Source organism: Candidatus Nitrosopumilus sp. bin_6a (assembly GCF_054095695.1).
In genome coordinates this window covers 1-14,043 of record NZ_JBSWSR010000010.1, presented here as the reverse complement: position 1 = coordinate 14,043, position 14,043 = coordinate 1, and the positions used below count along the sequence as shown (strand labels likewise).

General features: G+C 32.9%; 17 protein-coding genes. 9 read left to right on the top strand and 8 right to left on the bottom strand.

The window, feature by feature from the left end:
• Positions 1-1,400: Vgb family protein (locus ACW9XA_RS09705; RefSeq protein WP_457764121.1), on the bottom strand; the 1,400-nt coding region annotated here is incomplete at its 3' end.
• A gap of 136 nt (positions 1,401-1,536) precedes the next feature.
• Between ACW9XA_RS09705 and ACW9XA_RS09700 the strand changes: the two genes are divergently transcribed.
• Positions 1,537-2,262 carry a winged helix-turn-helix transcriptional regulator gene (locus tag ACW9XA_RS09700; protein ID WP_457764120.1) on the top strand — a complete coding sequence of 242 codons (726 nt, stop codon included), beginning with the start codon at positions 1,537-1,539 and terminating at the stop codon, positions 2,260-2,262.
• Here ACW9XA_RS09700 and ACW9XA_RS09695 read toward each other — a convergent pair.
• Complete coding sequence (locus ACW9XA_RS09695) at positions 2,259-2,642, bottom strand: hypothetical protein (protein ID WP_457764119.1); 384 nt, start codon at positions 2,640-2,642, stop codon at positions 2,259-2,261. The genes ACW9XA_RS09700 and ACW9XA_RS09695 overlap by 4 nt on opposite strands.
• A 91-nt stretch (positions 2,643-2,733) precedes the next feature.
• Here ACW9XA_RS09695 and ACW9XA_RS09690 point away from each other — a divergent pair, with 91 nt between their 5' ends.
• The 5 genes from ACW9XA_RS09690 to ACW9XA_RS09670 all read left to right on the top strand — a co-directional run bounded on the left by ACW9XA_RS09690 (position 2,734) and on the right by ACW9XA_RS09670 (position 7,101).
• Positions 2,734-3,069, top strand: coding sequence for a cupredoxin domain-containing protein (locus tag ACW9XA_RS09690; RefSeq protein WP_457764118.1), 336 nt, complete (start codon positions 2,734-2,736; stop codon positions 3,067-3,069).
• A 3-nt stretch (positions 3,070-3,072) separates the two neighbouring features.
• Complete coding sequence (locus ACW9XA_RS09685) at positions 3,073-3,771, top strand: cupredoxin domain-containing protein (RefSeq protein ID WP_457764117.1); 699 nt, start codon at positions 3,073-3,075, stop codon at positions 3,769-3,771.
• A 4-nt stretch (positions 3,772-3,775) separates the two neighbouring features.
• Entirely contained in the window at positions 3,776-4,447 is a 672-nt protein-coding gene (locus tag ACW9XA_RS09680) for a hypothetical protein (RefSeq protein ID WP_457764116.1), read from the top strand.
• On the top strand, positions 4,448-6,181 hold the full coding sequence (locus ACW9XA_RS09675; protein ID WP_457764115.1) for a PEFG-CTERM sorting domain-containing protein: 1,734 nt from the start codon (positions 4,448-4,450) through the stop codon (positions 6,179-6,181). It abuts the gene before it with no gap.
• 203 nt (positions 6,182-6,384) lie between these two features.
• Positions 6,385-7,101, top strand: coding sequence for a WD40/YVTN/BNR-like repeat-containing protein (locus tag ACW9XA_RS09670; RefSeq protein ID WP_457764114.1), 717 nt, complete (start codon positions 6,385-6,387; stop codon positions 7,099-7,101).
• Between the two features lie 15 nt (positions 7,102-7,116).
• On the opposite strand, the gene ACW9XA_RS09665 is transcribed toward ACW9XA_RS09670, so the two are convergent.
• On the bottom strand, positions 7,117-7,449 hold the full coding sequence (locus tag ACW9XA_RS09665) for a YnfA family protein (RefSeq protein WP_457764113.1): 333 nt from the start codon (positions 7,447-7,449) through the stop codon (positions 7,117-7,119).
• Complete coding sequence (locus ACW9XA_RS09660; RefSeq protein ID WP_457764112.1) at positions 7,446-7,802, bottom strand: YnfA family protein; 357 nt, start codon at positions 7,800-7,802, stop codon at positions 7,446-7,448. Before ACW9XA_RS09660 ends, ACW9XA_RS09665 begins: the two co-directional genes overlap by 4 nt.
• 258 nt (positions 7,803-8,060) lie before the next feature.
• Between ACW9XA_RS09660 and ACW9XA_RS09655 the strand changes: the two genes are divergently transcribed.
• Positions 8,061-9,473 carry a hypothetical protein gene (locus ACW9XA_RS09655; protein ID WP_457764111.1) on the top strand — a complete coding sequence of 471 codons (1,413 nt, stop codon included), beginning with the start codon at positions 8,061-8,063 and terminating at the stop codon, positions 9,471-9,473.
• A gap of 21 nt (positions 9,474-9,494) precedes the next feature.
• Here the strand turns inward: ACW9XA_RS09655 and ACW9XA_RS09650 are convergent, their stop codons facing one another.
• Positions 9,495-10,376, bottom strand: a complete 882-nt coding sequence (locus ACW9XA_RS09650; RefSeq protein WP_457764110.1) for a carboxypeptidase-like regulatory domain-containing protein — start codon at positions 10,374-10,376, stop codon at positions 9,495-9,497.
• A gap of 108 nt (positions 10,377-10,484) precedes the next feature.
• Entirely contained in the window at positions 10,485-11,114 is a 630-nt protein-coding gene (locus ACW9XA_RS09645; RefSeq protein ID WP_457764109.1) for a hypothetical protein, read from the bottom strand.
• A gap of 205 nt (positions 11,115-11,319) precedes the next feature.
• Between ACW9XA_RS09645 and ACW9XA_RS09640 the strand changes: the two genes are divergently transcribed.
• Positions 11,320-12,246 (top strand): cupredoxin domain-containing protein, encoded by a 927-nt coding sequence (locus tag ACW9XA_RS09640; protein ID WP_457764108.1) that lies wholly within the window; start codon positions 11,320-11,322, stop codon positions 12,244-12,246.
• A 271-nt stretch (positions 12,247-12,517) separates the two neighbouring features.
• On the opposite strand, the gene ACW9XA_RS09635 is transcribed toward ACW9XA_RS09640, so the two are convergent.
• Together ACW9XA_RS09635 and ACW9XA_RS09630 are read right to left on the bottom strand one after the other, a co-directional pair.
• On the bottom strand, positions 12,518-12,895 hold the full coding sequence (locus tag ACW9XA_RS09635; protein ID WP_457764107.1) for a hypothetical protein: 378 nt from the start codon (positions 12,893-12,895) through the stop codon (positions 12,518-12,520).
• 12 nt (positions 12,896-12,907) lie between these two features.
• Complete coding sequence (locus ACW9XA_RS09630) at positions 12,908-13,423, bottom strand: winged helix-turn-helix transcriptional regulator (RefSeq protein WP_457764106.1); 516 nt, start codon at positions 13,421-13,423, stop codon at positions 12,908-12,910.
• Positions 13,424-13,736: 313 nt separating this feature from the next.
• Here ACW9XA_RS09630 and ACW9XA_RS09625 point away from each other — a divergent pair.
• On the top strand, positions 13,737-14,043 hold a 307-nt coding region (locus ACW9XA_RS09625; protein ID WP_457764105.1), incomplete at its 3' end, for a thrombospondin type 3 repeat-containing protein.

Here is a 14,043-nt window from a genome sequence, read left to right as displayed (position 1 = left end):
GTTGGTTCGGTTTTTGTATTTATTTTAATCATTTCAGAATTAGAATTTCCAGATAAAACTAAATTCATACTTTGGCTTGTTTGTGGTGTTACAGTAATCAAAACTTCTTGTTGTTTTCCTTGTTTGATAACAATCTCTTCTTTTGTACTCTCAAGTGAAATTGGAATTGTGACTGAAGTATCTAATACTCCAATTTTGTTTTCGACCCACTCTGTAAACCAAACCTGATCATCTTGGAAATTAAATCCAAAGCTTTGAGATAATCCACAGTCAGTTAAATCTCCACAATCAGACCAACTAGGATTCTTTGATGGGATGTCATATTCAATCAATGATTCAGAATTTGGATTAAACACTGCCAATCTGTTTCCTGTTTGTTGATTAAACCACATGTTCCCGTTTGAGTCAAATGCATTCCAATAGGGGCGTGTAATTGGAGTCTTAATCAAGCCTGAAGCATTACCATATGTCAGAATTGATGGTTTTGACGTAGTAAACTCTATCACTTTTTTATCTTCAGTATTGAATTTGTAAAATGAATTTCCTGCTGTATCTGCAATCCAAATATTGCCTAGAGGTCCAACTGCAACACCATTTGGTGCTTGAATTGAGTTAGGCAAAGTATACTGTTCAACTTCTTGTGTAATGGAATTTGTTTTAACAAGAATTATTTCTTTCTGATATTTCCATATTACAAACCACATGTTTCCTTCAATATCTATGACTGCTTGACTTGTGAAGAATCCTTCAGGGATTGAAAGAGTTGAATTGGAATATTGACCCTCATCTAATTTTTCATGATTTAAAACAATAATTTGTTTCCCTGTAAAGTCATTGATCACAAAATTATCATTGTAAAGACCTATTTTTTGTGGAAATGATTTTTTTGTTTTACCCTGTATTTCAAATTTTGAATATGTTTCTTCAGGGATTGAAAATTTCCATAGTGCCCCGTATTGTTCATCTGTAAACCAAATCTCATCATCTTCAGTAAGTGCAATACCCCATGACATTGACGCGCCATTTAATGACCACATGTCATTTGGATATTCTGTAAATTCTTCAGATTCTGGATCAAACTTTGCTATGCTTCCAGTATTAGTTTCTGTAAACCATATTTTGCCTTCTGAATCGGCAATTATGGATAGTGGTTGTGTACATGGTGTGGGTATTTCAAATTCTTTGATGTATTGATTTGTTTTTGCGTTTGAACTTCCACAATGTTGTTCTCTTTCATCAATATCATATTTATCCGCAGGAGTTCCTGTTGTTTTTATTTCGGATTCTATTTTACTTTCTTTTTGGGTTTCTGCTGATTCATCAAATACAGTTAATGTTACTGCTAAAACTATTAAAAATGCCATACCTATAACAAAGTAAATTGGTTTTGATTTTTTCACATTTCAAACCAATTTTAATCAGTTATAATTGATCAGAGCGTTTTACCATTGTACTAATGAAAAATTCTGGTACAACTATGGAATTTTTGGGAATATTTTTTACAAGCTTATTAGACCAAAATTATGATACTACTTGATGGAAACTGATGATTTTCTTAGAGACAGGTATGCGAAATTAATTCTAAAATCTACATCAACTCCTAAACCTGCTTCTGATATTTTTAAAGACACTGGAATACCCCTTGGCACAATTTATCGAAGATTAGACATTCTCAAAGACGCTGGTCTCTTACGGGTTGCAGGATATATTGAAAATGGCGTTAAAGTCAAAACATATCATAACAAACCTAGAAGATATCATGTCTCAAATCCGAGAATTTCCCGTATTTTAGAAATAATCCAAAATAACCCTGCTATTTCATACCGAGACATACAAAAAATAACTGGTTATCCGTTTGGCACTCTATCAAATTCCCTCTCTAATCTAGAAAAGGACTCTAAAATTATTGTCAAGCGTTCTACAAGGCGTACACATCATTTCCCTTTGCACATTCCCTCTACTGAATATCCTGTACTGATCAATCTCCGAAGAGAAACTGCAAAAAAAATCATTATGTTCCTTGCAGAAAATCAAAAGGGTACATATTCTGACTTTAGACAATGTACAAACAAAGCTCCCTCTACAATATCTATTACATTGACTAATTTAGTTGAAGAGAAAATTATTAAAAGAATTTCAGGGTTTTATCCTTATTTTGTATTAGAGGAACCACAGTTCGTGCAAAATATTTTATCTAAAATTTCCCCAAGCAATACTGATAAAATGAAAGATAGATTTGCAGATACGTTTTCTTATTTCTAGTCTGATCTAAAAATACCAACAATGAAAAAGGACAGCATAACCAAAATTAATCCATGTGTAATGTAACCATGAATACCATACACACTATCAAAAAATGGATAAAACAAATTAACCCATGATGTACTTTCTGCTATTGTAATTGCAACAAATGCACAAAATACCATTAACAGTCTTGTACTTTTAAATTCAAGGTATGTAAGAAATCCTAACACCGATAAGAACAATCCAAAAATTAAACTTACAACGTGAATTGCATAGTATCCTCTTTCTGAAGAATCTATGCCTTCAAACCCCAGTGGAATTGAAACTAAAAGAACTGCTACAGCTACTACCAATAGAATATTTGTTTTGTCTTTGATTGTTAGAGCTGGCTTTTGCAACACTTTATTCTAAAGTTATTCATTTTAAATTCTTTGGAACAATGGTAAAACGATCTTATCATTAATTAAAGTTAGAATGAGTTAATTGTTAATGAGTGTGCTTGAAAAAAATTATAGAGCATTTTCAAAGCACACTCTATTTTTTACATCTGTAGTATTTTTGATAATTTTTGGCAGTGTCAGGGATTTGCAAGCAGAAGAATTTACAATTAGTATTCCATTTGGTGCCTATAATCCTGAACTAAACACGCCTGCAGAAGTTTGGTATGATCCATCAATACTCCAAATTCAGGTTGGAGATAGTGTGACATGGACTAATGATGATAGAGAAGGACATACCGTAACAAGCGGAGAAGGCTCTGGCAGATTTGAGTGGATGGATACAAAGGAACTTGGCAACGCAGATGGAATATTTGATAGTCAATGATTCATGCCAAATGAATCATGGACATACACATTTGATAAAGCAGGCACTTTCAATTATTTTTGCATAATTCATCCATGGATGAGTGGTGCAGTACTTGTAAAACAAACAATACCTGATTATCCTCATGATGGGATTGGAAATAAAATTGAATCCTTCCCTATGATTCAATTTACTCCAGATAAATTAATTGAATTTGATCTTACTTGGGAGCCAAACATAATCAAGACTTTTGAAAAGACTACATTTGTTTTCCAAACGTATGATGGAATAACAAATTCAAATCTAGATAAAATGAAATATGATATGATAATTACTCAAAACGGAAATCAAGTATTTCGAGATTCAGGTGTAACTCAAGTTGGAGGAGATTATAGAAATGTGATTTTCGAAAATTCTGGTCCCATAGAAATTAGATTTCAAAATATTGTGAGCAGTGGCACTTCAGGTATTGATAGTGCTGCAAGAACATCCGTAAGCCAGCCTCTTTTCCGTACAGTTGTGTTCTCTACTATAGTATATGATAACCCTGAAAAAACCACAACCACAGAAACTATGGTGCAACCTGCACAAAGATTAGATATCTATTATGAATTGTTAGTTGCAATAATACTAGTTCCTACCCTAATGTTACTAGGAATAATTATTTACATGAAATTCAAAAAATCAGATAATCATTCACAGGAGATGTCAACCCCTATCTAACATCATGGAATTACAATCTGAACGACAAATTATTCGATGGATGTTGATTGTTGTGGTAATTTTGGGTACTATTGGACTTGTGGTGCTGTTCTTTTCAGAATTTCCAGAACCTACAAACGACATCATTTTAGGCACAAAAATTGCAGTATCTGGTTTTGGAGACATTATTTTGTTTAATCCACAAACCGTAGATTTGTTTTCAACAAATATCTATCAAGATGTGCAACTGGGATTTCAAATATCAAAACCTAGCAATGATTGGGAAATTCATTCTACAGTAGATGAACTAAGTTCTAGCGAATTATCTTCATTACTATTAAAAGGATTTGTTGGCGGAATTTATATTGAAAAAAATCACAACAAACAATTCATGCTAACAATTTTTGATCTTCAAAAAGATGAATTTTCCTTACATGAGTTTGTTGATCAGCAAATATCTCTAATGGAATCTCAAAAAAATATTACTGTTCCATTTGAACAAGTTTCCCCTGATGATGATTGGGCATTATTTGCAGTCGAATCTTCTGGTAGCACTGTACCTTATGGTGAACAGCTTTTGTTTCTAAAAGACAATAGACTATACATGTTGCAATACTCTGGAGAATCCCCGCAAACTCTTGACTCTGAACAGATAAATGATTTTAAAGTTATAATGGATTCATTTGAGGTAATCTAAATGAAAGTATTTTACATTTCCATAATTTTTTTAATCGTAAGTATCGGATTTTCTACAAACTTGGCATTTGGACACGGTTTAGGTGGAGAAACCCATCCTCCAGTAAGTTTGGATGGACGAGATGTTACATTATCTATTGATATTTCTCCATCGGTATTTGACAAAGATGACCCTGAGAGATACATTACAGTTAATCTGAGTGAATCAAAAAATCAATCCGTAGTAGAACATGTAACATTTGCACTTGAGATGACCAAAGATGGAGAGCAAATTTTCAGAAGAATATTTCACGATGATTTTGGAAATTTAATCATTAAAGTAATCAATGACGGTTCAGATGAAATTAAGGTCAAAGGTGACAAATCCCCTGCAATAGATGCTTGGATGAAAACTGCAACTGAGCCTGTGACAATGACGGGAAATATTTTTGATTCTGGGGGGCTTTACGAGTATAAGGTAGAAATTCTTACTGCTGATTCTGATTTTAATTTCCTTGATAAAAGGCTAGAATTGATAGGGGCAATTAGTCTTGCAGAACACAATACGTATGAAATATTGGATTCACAACAAAACAGCAACGAAGTAAACGTAATTTCATATTTTGACACTATAGAAAATTTTGAGTTTGATTCTGACAAAATATCTTTCTCCATGCCTTTTGACTGGAATCAGGATTTTGAACAACTAAGTGTGGTGCATGAGGAAGTCAGAATTTCAAAAGATTTTTCAGAGTTTCTTCATACAAAATATGAGGCAAAAGTTAATGGTGTCCAATTAGAAGACCTTGATGTTACCATTGATGACTATTCCTCTGATGGAAGAACAGTTCACATTGTGTTAAATCGAGAGGGACTAAAACAACTTCGAGAGCAAGCAATGCAAGAATCTACATCACAAATGTTTTTTGAATTAGGTCCTAGCAGTGATGTTGGCTTACCTCTAGAATCTATAACTCCCGACATGAGATACCGAGTTTGGTTATCATGGGAACCTGCGATAATTAAAGCTGGTGAAGATGTAACTTTCTTTTTGAAAACTGATGAATTATTTACAGATAAATCTAACAAAGATATTGATTATGAAGTAGAAATTTCATCAGATGAAACTCAAATTTTTAAAGAACATTTTGCTGGTTCTGTAAATACTGAAACGCCTGATTCATTTCAATACAAATTTTCTTCTGGCGATATTGGAACTGTAAAATTAGACATGTTTGATGTTGGAGGAAATTCATTGTCACATGTTAATTTCTTGGTAGTTGTCAATCCACAAGATGTTTCAAAATTTCCAATTAAATTAGAAAGTGTTTCTAAATCAAATTCTGACGGTGGAAAATACAGAGTAGATCTTACTTGGTTTCCAAATACACTAGAACTTGGTGAATCTGAGTTCATAATGTCGTTTTATGATAAAGATACTGGGTTGATTGTAGGTGATGTCTCTTATGATTTTGTGTTAGTGCAAAACGGAACTGAGATTCATCGCAAGTCAGGGGTTGCAAACGGGGGTGGAACTTTTGAGAATTTTGTGTTTGTGGAAAAAGAATCAGGTGATGTTACCATAAGAATTGAAAAAATTGCAGGAACTGATGAATATGTCGAAATAACTGTAAATGTTGTTCCTGAATTTGATTTGCTTGTTCTGCTAGTTCTAGGCGTTGCTTTTATTGTTGTGGTGATCTTGAGCAAAACTGGAAAAAAATTACCCGTGTATAGAAATTTGGAGTCCATCTAAAATGAATATGTGCAAAGGAATTTGTCTCAGAATAGAAATTAAAAAATTTAATGGAAAAATTAGATATGAAAACAATCAGAAACTTTGTACTCAATGTAATGTTTTCATAAATTGCTCTGACGCAAGATGTCCTTGCTGTCGTTGTGTTTTACGCATTACTCCAAGAGCAGGAAAATATCGTAAACTATTTCAAGAAAGAAAAGATGAACTTAGATACTAATCCAATCAAAGTGGACAAAGTAAGGGCAGACTATATGGCATTTAACGCACCTCTCGTTTCTGGATTTCCATTATACGCAAGTGGACACCCAGCAACTGGTGGAAATACTGGATTGATAAAAAGTAATAATGGCGGAATTACTTGGGAACACGTTTCTAATGTTATAGAGCCTCCAGTAGATTTTCATGCAATGGCAACAAGTAAACAAAATCCAGAAATGTTAATTGGATTTGACAGTGGTGCAAGAGGATTATTCAAGACTGTTGATTCTGGAAAAACTTGGGGAACAATAGAACCTCCTGCGTTTGAATACATTTCAGCATTGGCAATTTCCCCTAATGATTCTGAACTAATTTTTGCAGGAACTGGAAACGGAATTTACAAGTCTAGTAATGGTGGAGAAACTTGGATTCATCTTGACACATATCGAAAATTGGCTGTGTATGCATTGGCGTTTGATGATGATGGGAAATTATTTTCATCAGTCAAAACCTTCGGCATTGTGCAGTCAAATGATCTTGGAGATTCATGGGAAAATTCGATAGATGTAGATCTTACAGTTTCAAGTATTGTTGCCGATTCACAAAGTAATGAAATCTATGTGGGTGGATATTCATCTGATGGGTATCAAGAAGTCTACAAAATTTCATATGATGGAAATTCTTATGAGATGATTGGAACTAACAAGGGATTAAAGTAAATTTTTACAACAAGATTATCTTGGAAAATAAAACATTACAGCAACACCAATCAAAACTACTATTGAACCAATAATCTCAAATCTATCTGGTCTTTTCTTATCCACCCAACAACCCCAAATTATTGATGATACAACAAAGATTCCACCATAGGTAGCATAGACTTTGCCAAAATTTTCAGGTTGGAATGTCATGATAATTCCATATGAAAATAAAATCAAACCACCAATTACTCCAAATATTTTTCTTTTATCTACTCGCAACCATTTCCAAACAAGATATCCTCCACCAATTTCTAACAGAGACGCAAAAAAGAACAATCCCAAAGTGTAAAGAATAGTTTCACTCATTTCTTATCTCCTTTTCTGGGATAGTAGAAAATTATCAGTACCCCAATTACTGCAATGATTGTTCCAATAACATCATAGTTGTCAGGTTGTACTCCATCAATTAGCCAACCCCAGAAAACAGACATTACAATGAATACACCACCATAAGCTGCATAGACTCTGTGAAAGTGGGTTTTCTGAAATGTTGGAACAATTCCATACAAAAATAATACAAATCCGCCCACTGCACCTAATATCCAGCTAAAATCTTCACGTAACCATAGCCAAACTAGGTACCCTCCACCAATTTCACAAAGACCAGCTAGGAAAAATAATAGAATTGAAATGAAAAAATTCTTTGATTGCTCACCCATTATAATACAAAAGGGAATAAAGATTCTATATTATAACTAATTTAGAGAAAATAGATTTGGGATCAAAGAAAAAACAGTTTTGTGGTTATTGCCCTGAAGACAAATGTTTACTGGACTGTGAAATATGCAATCCAAAGGACAAAAACAAGTGTAACTGTGATTAACAATAAGAAATTATTAAAAAACAATGATCAGATCTAAAATAGAAAAGTATCTTTGTGTAAAAAGGGTTTTAATCATGAAGAATTTGGTAAAACTATGAAACTGATCTTTCTTTTTCTTTTTTTAGTATTGTTTACTAGTTTACTTTCTTCTACTGCACTAGGAAGCATAGACTCTCCACGAAAACAGATGGCAAATGGTATATCTGCAGAAGATGTATTGTGTAAAAATGAACTGCAACTAATGATTAGAGGTAATGGTGATGCAATATGTGTAAAATTGTCATCTGTGGAAAGATGGGTCGATTCAAAAATAGCAGTAATTGCAGATGTATCATTTAGCGATTCAGAAAATAATGATGATACTTCATCTAATGAAATTCAAATGGATTCAGACATTTCTCCTGAAATAATATTGGTACAATCTGCTCGGGATTCGTATACTTTAGGTTCTACGATGGTTTTTACAGGAGAAGTTAAACCAGACACAAATTTGGAAATATCTCTAGAAGATTCTGATGGTAATGAAGTATATGTGGACATTTTAGATATTGATGACTCTGGATACTTATATCTGGAAATAAAAAGCGATGATACTTTTACCCAAGGGGCATATTTTCTGATTTTAAAACAAGAGGATGATTCTGAAATAGTCCCCATACACATTGGAGAGCCAACAGGAGACATTGCAGCTGTCTTTGAAAAATTTCATAATGATTTGAACTCCGAGACTTCAATTGAGATTTTTGGTCCTGTCTCATCTGACATATCCATGACAATTCTTGATTCTCGTGATAACGTACGTTTTGAAGAGACTATACTTCTTGACTCTACAGGATATGCTGAATACTTGCTTGATCTTTCAGGCTACAAAAAAGGAAATTACTATTTGGTATTGAATCATGCTTCTGAGGAGACAGTTGAAGAGTTCACAGTTGGGCTGAGCATCGGTACTGCCACTATTGAAATTCAATTAGACGATAATTATTACAGCACAGGTGAGACTGTTATTCTCTTTGGAAAATCTTCACCTTTTTTCCAGATTTTAATAGAGTTAATTGACCCTGCAGGAAAAGTGGTTGACATAGTAGAATATTATACGGATAAGGATGGAAAATTTACACGTCCATTGGAAATCCCTCTTGAAAAACAAAGTGGGGTTTGGACAGTTCAGGTTAGTAACGGGGAAAGAGTTTCTAAAGTATCGTTTGAGGTAGTGAGCAACAAGAAAAATCTAACCATACAACTAGATAAAGAAGAACCATACACACATGGAGAATTTGTAACCATTTCAGGAACTGGTATAGATTCCGAGTCTCAAACCATAATTCAAATACAATCTTCGGACAAATTTTTTGAATTAACTCCAGATGCAACAAATGATGGTGCTTTTTCAGAAGTATGGCAAGTTCCAGAAAACTTGGCAGCTGGAACTTATACTGTATTAGTTGATGATGGTATTAACAAAGCCACCACTAAACTTCAAATTATATCCAAAAATAAATTATAAAATTAAAAAAAGAAAAAAAGATTAGTCTTCTCTAGGAAGTTTTCCATTTTCATCGAATTGTTCTTGGATATCCGATGTGGCATTACCATAAACGACATTCAAATTCTTGTTTAGTCCCATAATCTCCTTTTGTGTTACTTTGGCTTTTTCTTGGAATATTTTCATAGCCTCAAAAGATGATTTACCTTCATCTAATGCCTGTTCTTTGGCGTTATGTGCCTGTTGAGTAATACTTTCTGTAAACAAGAATTGTTGCCAAAATATTCCTCTAACAGAACTGTCTATTTTCTGTATGAATTTGTAAAATGCATTTCTTGGATTGTATGCTTCGTTTCTTTTTTCAGATTCTTTCAAGTCTTTTTCCAAGTCTATTTGAGCAAGTCGTCTTTGTTCACTAACTTGATTTTGTTCTTGCAGGATGGTTTTTCTTTTTGTACCATCTATTTTTTCTGCTTCTAGTTGTTTAATCATTTTTGAAAATGGATCTAACTCTACTTTTTCATTAGTTTTTGGTATTTTTTCTATGGGTAATTCAATTTTTGGTTTACTTTCTACTCCTTGGTATGTAATTTGGGAACTAGTATGTCTGTTATCTTTTTTTGCATAAACTGTAATGGTATATTCTCCAAGGTCTACGGGGACTGGGGATGATGTTGAAAACTGACCCGTGGAATTTGTTGTTGTGTTAATGATTCCCGAAGGAAAGTGTACTTGAATCCGAACATCTGAAACAGGGCTATTGTCCAAAGATATCGCTTTACCATTTACAAATGGAAATTGACCTACCTCAAATTCAGACAAACTATTAATTGAAAATGTAAAATTTTCGGTAGCAAAAGCTGGACTAGCATAAAGTAGACTGAATACACAGGATAGTAATACTATGGATGTAATTTTGAACATGAATTAGTTCTAAAAAAATCAAGATAATTGGGCATATTCAAAAAAATGATCAATTCATAATAATTTTGTAGAGTCGGATCGAGGATTGTATTATAAAAAAGAAAATAGTTAATCATACCTTGGAAGTTTTCCATACTTGTCAAAGGTAGATTGAACTGTATTGTCTGCTAATCCATGCTTGATGTTGAGGTTTTTTGTCATATCAATTAATTCTACTCTTTTGATAGCACCTGCATTGTGATATGCTTCTCTTGCCTCTTGAAGTGAGCCTCCATTATCAAGAACTGCCTTCATTGCTAGTCTGGCATTAGAAACTTTTTGTTGTTGATAGTTGAACATATCCCAATACACGTTCTGAGTTTCTACAGGTTTTGATGAGACAAAACTTGTAAAAGATGCCTTTGGAGTGTGATCTTTGTATTTTTCATTTATTCTATCTAGTTCGTTTTCTAGTGCCTGTTTTGCAAGTGTTCTTTGTTGATCTATGAACTTTTTATGCTCTTGCTGTTTTGTTTTAGTTTCTTTTGCTTGAGCAAATTTTAGTTTCATCATTTCTATTTTTTCAAGTAATGACATTGCCATAGGATCTTTAGAAATTTGCTCATTACTTCTTACAGTAAATCCGCTGTCTGATGTTGTTTGTGCAAATACCTGAATGGATTCATTTGTTGAGACAGTTGATAACAAAATGATTCCAAGTATCATGCTATAGATTGCATAGTTTGTTTTATTTTTCATTCTTGATTTTGATTTAGGATTTTATTATTTAGTAATTCATCAGAAGACAGTAGTAATCTTAATTTATAATAATTACAATTACGTACTAGTCAAATTCAATCTTGTATCATGGAAATCACCATCATTATTCTGCATATTAAGAATTAATCTAATTGTTTGAAAAATCACACCAATGATATTTTCTTGTAAAATAGTAATAACGGTTATGCAGTTTAGATTAATTGTAATTTTTGTTGTCGTTGGAATAATTTCATTTTCTATGATACAAAATTCTTTTGCAGAAGAATTAATCAAAATAAGTATTCCAAAAGGAACGTCTATTCCTGCATGCGAGGTTAAATCTTTGTGTTACATTCCAGACCCAATATCGGTTAATGTAGGCGATGTAGTTGAATGGACAAATCGTGATTCTACCCCTCATACTGTTTCAAGCGGTTCTCAAAAAAATGGAGCTGATGGAATAATCTATAGCGGTTTAATGCATCCAAAAGAAGTATTTGCATTTAGTTTTGATAAATCAGGCATATTTCCATATTTTTGTACAATTCATCCATGGATGGAAGGATTGATAGTTGTTAATCCTAATCTCATCAAACCTGTCACATCTAATGAAATTACAGAGGCAAGACTTTCAAAGTCTGGTGATATTATAGTTGCAATTCTAACTGACATTCCTAAAGCACGCCAAGCCCTGCCATTGGAACTCAAATTCACTGATGAAAAAAACATACCCATAGATCACATGAATTATGATTTGAGAATTATTCAAGACAATGAAGATATTCTATTACAAGAAAATATCCATTCAGTTGATGGCACTAGTGAACACTCATCCATTATTTTAGAATCTGATAACCCTGTACAAATTACAATAGGATTGCGAGGAATTTATCTACTTTCAGAAGACGTAAAACCTGTTTCTGATACAATGGTTATTCTAATTTCAGATGAAACTGTTCCAACAAATGGAATCTCTCCAAGAGCACAAATGGAACAGGGGGTTCTTTTATCTAATGTAGTATGTCGTCAAGGATTTGACCTTGTCATGAAAAATTCAGATAAATCAGCTGCATGTGTGACCCTTGACTCTGTAGAAAAATTAATTGCACGTGATTGGGCTAGTCTAATTTGAGAAAAATTTATTACAAATTCAATCTTGTATCATAATATTCTAAATGTAATATGGAAATTAGAAATTATTTAGAGGTATTTGATTGGCATTTAGGTGTAAAAACAAATGTAGTAATTTCAAACTTGGAGAGCATTCTAACAAGCTTAGTTATGAAAATGGTTTCAAGTGGTGTTCATGTTGTTGTGTATATCTGAGAATTGACGATTTTAGATGTCCATGTTGTAATATTGCTATCAGATCTAGCCCAAAAATCAAAATTAAATGATGATTACTATTCTTCTATGTGATTTTTCTTTTTTCTCATAATTCCTAAAAAGAAACTAATCAAAATACCCATCATAATTACTGATAAAAACAAATCAAAAGAGTCGTCATTAAATGTCAATAGTTCCTGCATTGCCTCAGTTGCAAGATACACTGTAAACAATGAAAATGCAAGTGCGATAAACTTGAGCTGTGACATTCCTGTTTTTCTGTAAGCAGAAATTGCCATTATTGTTAAGACTATTGAAAGCCCTGCAATGGCAACAGTTACAGAACCTGCAATAAGATCATCTTGTGTAACAACATCTACTGGGTCATCAAATGGGTTGATGTAATCTAACTGTAAAAAAATATTTGATATTGTCAGCAAATAGGATTCAAACATTCTATATCCGTATTATTTCTGTTCAAATGCTGAAAATACATCTGCCATGTTGTTTACTATAGAGTTCCATACAGTTGATTTACATTTACTAAGATTAGCCAACACATTATCTCTGTCTCTAAGACAGTATATTGTATACTTCCCAGAAAATTCAGTTTCCACAACTTGTAATTCTATCAGTCTTTTCATGTGCCAGCTAACAGTTGATGACGATAATCCTATCCCCTTTGCTATTTCTTGATGATTTGCAGGTTCATGTTGAATTAAATACATGACAATACTTCTTGGAGAATCCAAGTTCAACACAGAGAGTATTTTATCATCAGATTCGTTTATGTGATAATAATTTCTGTAAAATTTTGTTTTAACTGATTTGATTTTTCCTTCATTTTCAAGTATGCTTAGATGATATTGAATGGTTCCCATGGAATATGTTAGATTGTTTTTGATCTTTCTTAGATGAGAACTAGGATTGGCAATAATGAACTCTAGGATTTTTTCCTTTGGGGATACTAAAATCTCATCCATGATGATATTTTACTAAAATCACAGATTTAACCTATTCTACAAATTATTACAGTCTTTTGATAAAATTTCTTCTCTTAGATCTAGACTTGTATCAGAGAATCTTTTAATCCGTATGTCCTAGTGAGATTAGACAGGAAGTCCATGCGTTATTCAAATTCTTGGGTGTTTCATCTTTTCCTGTCTTAAATTCAATCTTGTACCATAAGGAAAGTATATCAAAATTTGTCAAGAAAGAGAATTGTTAGATAAATTCAATAAGTTTGGGATTGCGGCATTGGTGATAATTTTCATCCTAGTGAGCTTGGTGGCTTTGTTGATATTTTCAGATGTAAAATTGTTCAGTATTGATGAGGATAATGATTATGTTGTAAACAATGTAGATAATTGTGAAAAAATTAGTAATTCTGACCAGTCAGATTTTGACAATGACTCTATTGGTGATTTATGTGATCCAGATGATGACAATGATGGCATATTGGATGCTATTGATTCTTTTGATACTAATTTTGATGATTGGGCAGATTTTGATTTTGATGGAATAGGATCTGTTAAAGATTCTGATGATGACAATGATGGTATACTGGATATTGATGATACTGATCCTATTTTACCATCTGAGA

Bases quoted from the DNA above. Each gene is read 5' to 3' on its own strand.
- ACW9XA_RS09700 (WP_457764120.1), top strand. From the start codon at position 1,537: ATGGAAACTGATGATTTTCTTAGAGACAGGTATGCGAAATTAATTCTA.
- ACW9XA_RS09690 (WP_457764118.1), top strand. From the start codon at position 2,734: ATGAGTGTGCTTGAAAAAAATTATAGAGCATTTTCAAAGCACACTCTA.
- ACW9XA_RS09685 (WP_457764117.1), top strand. From the start codon at position 3,073: ATGCCAAATGAATCATGGACATACACATTTGATAAAGCAGGCACTTTC.
- ACW9XA_RS09680 (WP_457764116.1), top strand. From the start codon at position 3,776: ATGGAATTACAATCTGAACGACAAATTATTCGATGGATGTTGATTGTT.
- ACW9XA_RS09675 (WP_457764115.1), top strand. From the start codon at position 4,448: ATGAAAGTATTTTACATTTCCATAATTTTTTTAATCGTAAGTATCGGA.
- ACW9XA_RS09670 (WP_457764114.1), top strand. From the start codon at position 6,385: ATGAACTTAGATACTAATCCAATCAAAGTGGACAAAGTAAGGGCAGAC.
- ACW9XA_RS09665 (WP_457764113.1), bottom strand. From the start codon at position 7,449: ATGAGTGAAACTATTCTTTACACTTTGGGATTGTTCTTTTTTGCGTCT.
- ACW9XA_RS09660 (WP_457764112.1), bottom strand. From the start codon at position 7,802: ATGGGTGAGCAATCAAAGAATTTTTTCATTTCAATTCTATTATTTTTC.
- ACW9XA_RS09655 (WP_457764111.1), top strand. From the start codon at position 8,061: ATGAAACTGATCTTTCTTTTTCTTTTTTTAGTATTGTTTACTAGTTTA.
- ACW9XA_RS09650 (WP_457764110.1), bottom strand. From the start codon at position 10,376: ATGTTCAAAATTACATCCATAGTATTACTATCCTGTGTATTCAGTCTA.
- ACW9XA_RS09645 (WP_457764109.1), bottom strand. From the start codon at position 11,114: ATGAAAAATAAAACAAACTATGCAATCTATAGCATGATACTTGGAATC.
- ACW9XA_RS09640 (WP_457764108.1), top strand. From the start codon at position 11,320: ATGCAGTTTAGATTAATTGTAATTTTTGTTGTCGTTGGAATAATTTCA.
- ACW9XA_RS09635 (WP_457764107.1), bottom strand. From the start codon at position 12,895: ATGTTTGAATCCTATTTGCTGACAATATCAAATATTTTTTTACAGTTA.
- ACW9XA_RS09630 (WP_457764106.1), bottom strand. From the start codon at position 13,423: ATGGATGAGATTTTAGTATCCCCAAAGGAAAAAATCCTAGAGTTCATT.